At 66.0% G+C, this 8,325-nt stretch carries 10 protein-coding genes; 5 read left to right on the forward strand and 5 right to left on the reverse strand.

Features of this window, described 5'->3' with window-relative positions; all coding sequences use genetic code 11:
• Positions 1-28: 28 nt before the first annotated feature.
• The gene (locus AC5Y21_RS07325) at positions 29-934 is read left to right on the forward strand and encodes an alpha/beta hydrolase (protein ID WP_499910805.1); all 906 of its coding nucleotides are present in this window, start codon (positions 29-31) and stop codon (positions 932-934) included.
• Positions 935-958: 24 nt separating this feature from the next.
• Here the strand turns inward: AC5Y21_RS07325 and AC5Y21_RS07330 are convergent, their stop codons facing one another.
• Positions 959-1,582, reverse strand: a complete 624-nt coding sequence (locus AC5Y21_RS07330; protein WP_499910806.1) for a TetR/AcrR family transcriptional regulator — start codon at positions 1,580-1,582, stop codon at positions 959-961.
• Between the two features lie 186 nt (positions 1,583-1,768).
• On the opposite strand from AC5Y21_RS07330, the gene AC5Y21_RS07335 reads away from it, so the two are divergent.
• Positions 1,769-1,897, forward strand: coding sequence for a hypothetical protein (locus tag AC5Y21_RS07335; protein WP_499910952.1), 129 nt, complete (start codon positions 1,769-1,771; stop codon positions 1,895-1,897).
• Between the two features lie 48 nt (positions 1,898-1,945).
• Here AC5Y21_RS07335 and AC5Y21_RS07340 read toward each other — a convergent pair whose 3' ends face one another.
• From AC5Y21_RS07340 to AC5Y21_RS07355, 4 genes are read right to left on the reverse strand one after another with little or no spacing between them, the layout of a single operon-like run.
• Positions 1,946-3,379: an NAD(P)(+) transhydrogenase (Re/Si-specific) subunit beta gene (locus tag AC5Y21_RS07340; RefSeq protein ID WP_499910808.1), complete on the reverse strand. Its 1,434-nt coding sequence runs from the start codon at positions 3,377-3,379 to the stop codon at positions 1,946-1,948.
• Positions 3,376-3,714 (reverse strand): NAD(P) transhydrogenase subunit alpha part 2, encoded by a 339-nt coding sequence (locus AC5Y21_RS07345; protein WP_499910954.1) that lies wholly within the window; start codon positions 3,712-3,714, stop codon positions 3,376-3,378. The genes AC5Y21_RS07340 and AC5Y21_RS07345 overlap by 4 nt, the downstream gene beginning before the upstream one ends.
• Before the next feature lie 26 nt (positions 3,715-3,740).
• Positions 3,741-4,895, reverse strand: a complete 1,155-nt coding sequence (locus AC5Y21_RS07350) for a Re/Si-specific NAD(P)(+) transhydrogenase subunit alpha (RefSeq protein ID WP_499910809.1) — start codon at positions 4,893-4,895, stop codon at positions 3,741-3,743.
• Positions 4,896-4,953: 58 nt separating this feature from the next.
• The gene (locus AC5Y21_RS07355) at positions 4,954-5,415 is read right to left on the reverse strand and encodes a nuclear transport factor 2 family protein (protein WP_499910812.1); all 462 of its coding nucleotides are present in this window, start codon (positions 5,413-5,415) and stop codon (positions 4,954-4,956) included.
• Positions 5,416-5,535: 120 nt separating this feature from the next.
• Between AC5Y21_RS07355 and AC5Y21_RS07360 the strand changes: the two genes are divergently transcribed.
• From AC5Y21_RS07360 to AC5Y21_RS07370, 3 genes are read left to right on the forward strand one after another with little or no spacing between them, the layout of a single operon-like run.
• Positions 5,536-6,747, forward strand: coding sequence for an acyl-CoA dehydrogenase family protein (locus AC5Y21_RS07360; protein WP_499910957.1), 1,212 nt, complete (start codon positions 5,536-5,538; stop codon positions 6,745-6,747).
• Position 6,748: 1 nt separating this feature from the next.
• Positions 6,749-7,558: a tyrosine-protein phosphatase gene (locus AC5Y21_RS07365; RefSeq protein WP_499910814.1), complete on the forward strand. Its 810-nt coding sequence runs from the start codon at positions 6,749-6,751 to the stop codon at positions 7,556-7,558.
• Positions 7,559-7,587: 29 nt separating this feature from the next.
• Positions 7,588-8,259, forward strand: coding sequence for a methyltransferase family protein (locus AC5Y21_RS07370; RefSeq protein ID WP_499910816.1), 672 nt, complete (start codon positions 7,588-7,590; stop codon positions 8,257-8,259).
• The last annotated feature ends 66 nt before the right edge of the window (positions 8,260-8,325 follow it).

The raw sequence follows: 8,325 nt of genomic DNA on the forward strand, positions 1-8,325 counted from the left end.
CGGGCCAGCGGGCACAATTGGAATTCTTATGACACAGCGCGAGGATGTTCAGTTCACGTCCGGCGGCGACCGGATCGACGCGTGGCTTTACCGAGGTTCACCCAGCGGCGCCGACGGGAAGCCGCCGCTGCTGGTGATGGCCCACGGCCTGGGCGCGGTGCGCACCATGCGGCTGGACGCCTACGCCGAACGGTTCAGTGCGGCCGGTTACGCGTGCCTGGTGTTCGACTACCGGCACTTCGGCGACAGCGCCGGCCAGCCGCGCCAGCTGCTCGACATCGGCATGCAACTGGCGGACTGGGCCGCGGCCGTCGCCTACGCCCGCACCCTGGCCGGTATCGACCAGACCCGAATCGGCTTGTGGGGCACATCGTTTGGGGGCGGACACGTGATTGCGTCGGCGGCCCGGCTGCCCGGCATTGCCGCCGCCGTCGCCCAGTGTCCGTTCACCGACGGCATCGCGTCCATACGCGCGGTCAATCCGCTGACGGCGGCACGCATCACGGCGGCGGCGGTGCGCGACCTCGTCGGGGCCCGGCTGGGCAAAGCTCCGGTCATGATCCCGACGGCGGGCCAGCCCGGCGAGGTCGCATTGATGACGGCGCCCGACGCGTACAGCGGCTACTTGAGGCTGGTGCCCGACGGTGTGGAACTGTCCAACGAGGTCGCCGCGCGAATCGGGATGAAGATCCTGTTCTACCGCCCGGGTCGTAGTACCGCGAAAATCGACTGCCCAATCCTGTTCTGCGTGTGCGAAACCGACTCGGTGGCACCGCCCGGCCCCACCCTGCGCTACGCGGCCAAGGCACCGCGCGGCGAGGTCAAGACGTATCCCGAAGGGCACTTCGCGATCTACGTCGACGATGCGTTCGAACGCGTCGTCGCTGACCAGCTCGCGTTCCTCGACAGGCATCTGAAGCCGGTGAAGGCCTAGCCGGGCGGAGTCGGGCAAACGCGGCTACGGCCCGAGCGGAGAACTGTTGCGGATCGACTCGTCGCGAATCAGCCCGCGCAAGAGCGCGGTACTGAATTCGGCGGCGATCTCCTTGGCCGTGCGCCGTCCGCTCGGCCGCAGCCACCGGTAGCTGCCCAGCGTCATCCCGATGTAGCCCAGCGCCACCACATGCGAGTCGCACGGATAGAACTCGCCGCTGGCGATCCCGCGGTCGATGAGGCCGTGCACGTGTTGGTAGACCTGAGCTTCCTTTTCCCGGACCTCGGCGACCTGATCGGTGGTGAACCACTCGGTGATGTAGGGCTGCTCCTGGAAGTAGACGGCGGCCCGCTCGGGATCGCCCGCGATGCCGGTGAGCAGCCGGACGGTGTACTGGTAGAGCGCTTCGCGGGCCGTCCAGGACGGATCGTCGTGCACGGCGGCAAGTGTGCCCTCAGCGGCCTGGCGGTAGATGTCGAACAGGATCAGCGACTTGCTGGCGTAGTAGTGGTAGACGGTCGCTTTGTTCAGCCCGATCACATCGGCCACGTCATCCATCCGGGTGCCGTGGTAGCCACGGGCGGCGAACAGCTTGGTGGCAACGGCCAGCAGCTCTTCGCGGCGCGTCAGCCCGTTCTCGGATGGCATCGCTAACTCTCTGTCGTCTGTATCGCACTGCCGCCGGGGGCGGCGGTGCAGGTCCGGCTAACAAAAGTTACCAATCAACTGGTTGGACAGTCTAAGCAAGGCCCCGGTGGCTGTCGCACAGACACGCATGGGACTAGACTTCACTCACGAACTTGGTCGCGATCCGATTGCGTGCGGGAAGGTGGGCTGATGGATCCGAATCCGGACTACGACGTGAGCGACGAGATCGAATACTTCTTCAGGTACCTCACCTGGGGATTGCGGGGGGTTGAAGACGGGAACGGATACCCGCCACCTGCGTACCCGCCCGTCTAACGATCTGCGAGCACCCTGACCGACGCCCGAGACGGACGTCGGTCAGGTTTATAGGGCTTTGAGTTCCTCGGCCACCTCAGTCACCGATTTCTTGGCATCGCCGAACAGCATCGTGGTTCCGTCGGCGTAGAACAGCGGGTTGTCGATGCCGGCGAACCCCGAGTTCATCGACCGCTTGAGCACGATGACCGACTTCGACTTGTCCACGTTGAGGATCGGCATGCCGTAGATGGGGCTGGACGCTTCGTTGCGGGCCGCCGGGTTGGTGACGTCGTTGGCGCCGATGACGATGGTGACGTCGGTGCGGGCGAACTCGTCGTTGATGTCGTCCATGTCCTTCATCGCGTCGTAGTCCACTTCGGCCTCGGCCAGCAGCACGTTCATGTGCCCGGGCATCCGGCCGGCGACGGGGTGGATGGCGTATTTGACCGGCACGCCCTTGTCTTCCAGCATGCTGGCCAGGTCTTTCACTGCGTGCTGGGCCTGCGCGACTGCCAGGCCGTAGCCGGGCACCACGATCACCTGGTTGGCGTAGGCCATCTGAATCGCGGCGTCGGCTGCCGAGGTGGACCTGACATGCTTACCGCCGCCTTGACCATCACCGTCGGCGCTGGGGGCCACGCCGCCACCGCCGAAACCGCCCGCGACGATCGCCGGGATGGAGCGGTTCATCGCCTTGGCCATCAGGTTGGTCAGGATCGAACCGGACGCACCGACGATCATGCCCGCCACGATCATCGCGGTGTTGTTCAACGCCAGGCCCGCCGCCGCGGCCGACAACCCGGTCATGGCGTTGAGCAGCGAGATCACCACCGGCATGTCGGCGCCGCCGATCGGCAGCACCACCATCAGACCCAGCACACCCGCGGCGGCCAGCAGGCCGATCATCCACCACAATGACGCTCCGCCGGTGTACGGATGGGCACGGATGCCGACTACCACCGCGGCCGCGATCGCCGCGGCCAGCAGCAACAGGTTGACTGGTTGCTGTAGTTTGCCCAGGCCGATCGGGCGGCCGGAGATGATTTCCTGCAGCTTGCCGAACGCGATGATCGACCCCCAGAACGAGATCGACCCGATGATGGCGGCGAACAGCGAGGCCACCACGATGTGCACGGTCGGCTCTTCGTGGTGCTGGAACTCGGAGAAACCTTTGGTCTCGATGAACTCGGCAAGCGAAATGAGCGCCACGGTGCCGCCGCCGACGCCGTTGAAGAATGCCACCAGCTGCGGCATGGCGGTCATCTTGGTCCACCGCGCCGGTGGCACGCCGAGCACGATTCCCACCACCAGGCCGACGACGATCAGCACCCACTGGTCGGTGTGCCGGATCTTGATCAGAGTCGCCGTCACGGCCAGCGCCATGCCGACTGCGGCGATCAGGTTGCCCCGCACCGCGGTCTTGGGCCCGGTCAGGCCCATCAAGCCGTAGATGAACAGGGCGAACGAGATGACGTAGAGGCCGATCACCAAGTAGTTCATTTGGCCGCCGGCGCTTCCGCTTTCTCGGCCTTAGCGGCCGAGGCTTTCTTTTTGCCCTTGAACATGCCGAGCATCCGGTCGGTGACGATGAAGCCGCCGATGACGTTCAGGGTTCCGAACACCACCGCGACGAACAGGATGATCTGCACGGCCAGCGACGGGTGCTCAACCTCGCCGAACACCACCAGCGCGCCGAGCACGACGATGCCGTGGATGGCGTTGGTCCCCGACATCAGCGGGGTGTGCAGCGTATTGGGCACCTTGGAGATCACCGCGAAACCGACGAACCCGGACAGCACCAGGATCGCCAGGTTGGATAGCAGCTCGTCATACATGCCGTGCATTTAGGAGTCCTCTCGGTTCACTGGCGCCGCTCCTCCTCATCGCTGCGCTCTGCATCGTCGCCGGCTCCGCTGGTCTGGCGCGTCACACACGACTCGGCGATGACTTCGTCGTCAAAGTCGGGGGCCAGCTTGCCGTCGGTGATCAGCAGGTCCAGCAGTGCGGTGATGTTCTTGCTGTAGAGCTCGCTGGCGTGCTCGGGCATGGTCGCTGGCAGGTTGAGCGGTGCGGCGATGGTGACGTCGTGCTTGACCACCGTCTGGCCGGGTTCGGTGAGCTCGCAGTTGCCGCCGGTCTCCCCGGCCAGGTCCACCACCACACTGCCGGGCTTCATGGCCTGCACCGCCCCGGCCGTCACCAGCCGCGGCGCCGGGCGACCGGGGACCAGCGCGGTGGTGATCACCACGTCGAACCCGCTGATCGCTTCTTCCAGCGCTTTCTGCTGCTGCGCCCGTTCCTCGTCGGTCAGCTCCCGGGCGTAGCCGCCCTCGCCGGCCGCAGCCACGTCTTTGTCGCCGAGCGACAACCACTGCGCGCCAACCGAGCGCACCTGGTCGGCCACCTCGGGACGCACGTCGTATCCGGTGGTGCGGGCACCCAGCCGTTTGGCCGTCGCCAGCGCCTGCAACCCGGCGACGCCGACCCCGAGCACCAGCACGGTGGCCGGCTTCACCGTTCCCGCCGCGGTGGTCAGCATGGGGAAGAACCGGGTCGACTCCGAGGCCGCGAGCAGCACGGCCTTGTATCCGGAGACGTTGGCCTGCGACGACAAGGCGTCCATCACCTGCGCCCGCGAGATCCGCGGGATGGCCTCGAGTGCGAAGGCTTGGACGCCGGCCTTCTGCAACGCACCGATCGAGTTTTCGGCGTCGCGCGGCGCCAGGAATCCGATCAGCGTCTGACCGCTGCGCAACCTGCCGACCTCGTCGGCGGTGGGCGGCGCTACCTTGACGACGACGTCGGCGGCCCACGCGTCACCGATCTCGGCGCCGGCCTCGGTGTAGAGCTCGTCGGGCAGCAGGGCGCGTTCACCGGCGCCGGACTCGACCACGACTGTCACACCACTGTTCACCAGCGACGCGACCGCCTTGGGCACCAGCGCAACGCGCCGCTCGTCGGGCCCGGATTCGGCGACCACCCCGACTTTGACGAGCACAGTCTGCGCATCTGTCATGGCGCGTACATCTTCTTTCGTTAGTCAACCCGACCTGATCGCTCAGCCACCCTACCGGCTACCAGAGCGGAATCTCCCGGCCGTGCTCGGCTGCCGGACGGGGCCCGAAGTATCGTCGCTCGGATTCGGCGATCAGCACGTCGTTGATGCTGGCTTCTCGGCGTGACATTAACCCGGTCGGCGTGAATTCCCAAAGTTCGTTGCCGTAGCTGCGGAACCACTGACCAGTGTGGTCATGGCACTCGTACTGGAACCGAACGGCGATCCGGTTGTCGTGATAGCTCCACAGGCTCTTGCGCAGCGAATAGTCGAGTTCGCGCTGCCACTTGCGGGTCAGGAAGGCCACTATTTCGTTTCTGCCGACGAGGTGTTCGTCGCGGTTTCGCCATTGCGAGCCAGTCGTATAGGCCGCGCTGACGCGTTCGGGGTCGCGGGTGTTCCAGGCGTCCTCCGCGGCCTGGACCTTCTGGGTGGCGGTTTCGAGGGTGAACGGCGGGAATGGCGGGCGGCTCTCGGTCACCATCCGAAACTACGGCGAGCAGACGCGGAATCGCACAAATCCGCGCTCCCGCATGCGATTCTGCGTCTGGTCGCGCCACCTAATTACGTGTGTCATATCGTGGCCGTTATGGACTTCGCGATGTCAGACAAGGCCGGCGACTACCACAAGCGGTTGTCCGACTTCATGACGGAGCACGTCTTTCCCGCCGAAGCCGAATACGACCGCTATCGCCACGAGGCCGGGCCCCATGACCACAGCGTGCCGCCGATCATCGAGGAACTTAAGGCCAAGGCCAAAGAGCGCGGGCTGTGGAACCTGTTCCTGCCGGCGGAGTCGGGCCTGACCAACCTGGAGTACGCACCGCTGGCCGAGCAGACCGGCTGGAGCCTGGAGATCGCGCCCGAGGCGCTCAACTGCGCCGCACCCGACACCGGGAACATGGAAACCCTTCACCTGTTCGCCACCGACGAGCAGCGCAAGCAGTGGTTGGAGCCGTTGCTGAACGGTGAGATCCGCAGCGCCTTCTCGATGACCGAGCCGGCGGTCGCCAGCAGCGATGCGCGCAACATCGAGACCTCCATCGTGCGCGACGGCGCCGACTACGTCATCAACGGCCGCAAGTGGTGGACCTCGGGCGCCGCCGATCCGCGCTGCAAGATCCTCATCGTGATGGGCCGCACCAACCCTGACGCGGCAAGCCACCAACAGCAGTCGATGGTGCTGGTCCCGATCGACACCCCGGGCGTGACCGTGGTCCGCTCGACTCCGGTGTTTGGCTGGCAGGACCAGCACGGGCACTGCGAGATCAACTACGACAACGTGCGGGTACCGGTCACCAACCTGCTCGGCGAAGAGGGAGCCGGCTTCGCGATCGCTCAGGCCCGGCTGGGACCGGGCCGCATCCACCACTGCATGCGAGCGCTCGGCGGGGCCGAGCGGGCGCTGGCGCTCATGGTGGACCGGGCCCGAAACCGCGTCGCGTTCGGCCGCCCGCTGGCCGAGCAGGGCGTGGTGCGAGAGACAATCGCCAAGTCCCGCAACGAGATCGACCAGGCCCGGCTGTTATGCGAGAAAGCGGCCTGGACTATCGACCAGCACGGCAACAAGGCCGCCCACCTATTGGTCTCGCAGATCAAAGCGGTGGCTCCGCGGGTGGCGTGCGATGTCATCGACCGGGCGATTCAGGTCCATGGCGCCGCCGGGGTCAGCGACGACACCCCGCTGGCGCGGCTCTACAGCTGGCATCGGGCCATGCGCATCTTCGACGGACCCGACGAGGTCCACATGCGAACCATCGCACGCGCCGAGATCGGCGGGGAGCAGTCAGCATTCGCCGCGGCGGTCACCTGACATGGCCCCAGTACTGTCCGGCGCGTGGAACTTCCGTGACGTTGCCGAAGGTGCCACGGCGCTGCGGCCCGGGCGGTTGTTCCGGTCCAGCGAGCTCAGTCGCCTCGACGACGACGGCCGGGCGGCGCTGCGGCAGCTTGGCATCACCGACGTCGCCGACCTGCGCGCGACCCGGGAAGTCGCGCGCCGCGGTCCCGGGCGGGTTCCCGACAGCGTGGACATCCACCTGCTGCCTTTTCCCGATCTCGGCGACGAGGATCCCACCGACGGCGAAGCACCGCACGAGCACGCATTTCAGAAACTGCTGACCGAGAGCCCCGAAGGCGAGTCCATCGCCGACGCCGCGGGCCGCTACATGATCGACGAATACCGGCAGTTCCCGACGCGCAATGGCGCACAACGCGCGTTGCATCGGGTCGTCACCCTGCTCGCCGCCGGACGGCCGGTGCTCACGCACTGTTTCGCGGGCAAGGATCGCACCGGATTCGTGGTCGCGACGGTGCTGGAAACGATCGGTCTGGATCGCGACACCATCGTCGCCGACTACCTGCGCAGCAACGACGCGGCACCACAATTGCGGAGCCAGATCTCTGAGATGATCCAGCAGCGCTCAGACACCGAGTTGACCCCCGAGGTGCTGACCTTCACCGAGGCCAGGCTGTCCGACGAGGTCCTCGGGGTGCGGGCGGAATACCTGTCCGCCGCGTGGGAGACGATCGATCAGACCTTCGGGTCGCTGGACAACTATCTGCGCGACGCGGGCATCAGTGCGGCTGATGTAGATCGGTTGCGCAACGCCCTGCTCGCGTGAGCGCTATCCGACGCTCGTAAGGAAGGTCCGTGAAAGCCGTTCTTCAACTGTTGGCGTCGACGGTTGTTCAGGCGGTCGCATTTGGCCTGCTGCTGTTTGTATCCGCCGGCACGTTTGATTATTGGCAAGCATGGGTGTTTTCGCTGATACCCCTTGCGACCTGTATCCCCGGCATCTACTTGCTGCGAACGAATCCCGATGCGTTTCAGCGGCGTATACGCGGCGGGCCGGCAGCGGAGACGCGGATGGCGCAGAAGGTCGTCATGGCTGGTGTGTGGCTATCGCTGGCGGCAATGATCGTGGTCGGCGGCCTCGACCGTCGCTTTGGCTGGTCATCGGTCCCAACGGCGATCTGCCTGGTCGGCGATTTCCTGGTGGCCGTTGGCCTTGGGGTGGCATTGCTGGTGATCATTCAGAACAGCTACGCGGCCGCAACCATTCGGGTCGAAGCAGGTCAGCAGGTCGTCTCCACCGGTCTGTATGGCCTGGTGCGGCACCCGATGTACGCGGGAAACGTCGTCCTGCTGCTCGGCGTCCCCCTTGCGGTCGGTTCCTACTGGGGACTCGTCTTCGTGGTGCCTTGCCTGATCGCGCTCGCCTGGCGCATCCGCGACGAGGAAAAGCTCCTCCACGAAGAGTTGGACGGATATCGCGAGTACACCCGGAAGGTGCGCTACCGCCTGGTGCCACTTGTGTGGTGACGGCGGCGCGTGGGCCTCTCATTGATGTCCGGCCGGGACATATCGGGCTAACGGCTGGCTCAGGCT

The sequence above is a fragment of the Mycobacterium sp. NGS41 genome (assembly GCF_059812725.1).

Bases quoted from the DNA above. Each gene is read 5' to 3' on its own strand.
- AC5Y21_RS07325 (WP_499910805.1), top strand. From the start codon at position 29: ATGACACAGCGCGAGGATGTTCAGTTCACGTCCGGCGGCGACCGGATC.
- AC5Y21_RS07345 (WP_499910954.1), bottom strand. From the start codon at position 3,714: ATGTATGACGAGCTGCTATCCAACCTGGCGATCCTGGTGCTGTCCGGG.
- AC5Y21_RS07340 (WP_499910808.1), bottom strand. From the start codon at position 3,379: ATGAACTACTTGGTGATCGGCCTCTACGTCATCTCGTTCGCCCTGTTC.
- AC5Y21_RS07330 (WP_499910806.1), bottom strand. From the start codon at position 1,582: ATGCCATCCGAGAACGGGCTGACGCGCCGCGAAGAGCTGCTGGCCGTT.
- AC5Y21_RS07360 (WP_499910957.1), top strand. From the start codon at position 5,536: ATGTCAGACAAGGCCGGCGACTACCACAAGCGGTTGTCCGACTTCATG.
- AC5Y21_RS07365 (WP_499910814.1), top strand. From the start codon at position 6,749: ATGGCCCCAGTACTGTCCGGCGCGTGGAACTTCCGTGACGTTGCCGAA.
- AC5Y21_RS07350 (WP_499910809.1), bottom strand. From the start codon at position 4,895: ATGACAGATGCGCAGACTGTGCTCGTCAAAGTCGGGGTGGTCGCCGAA.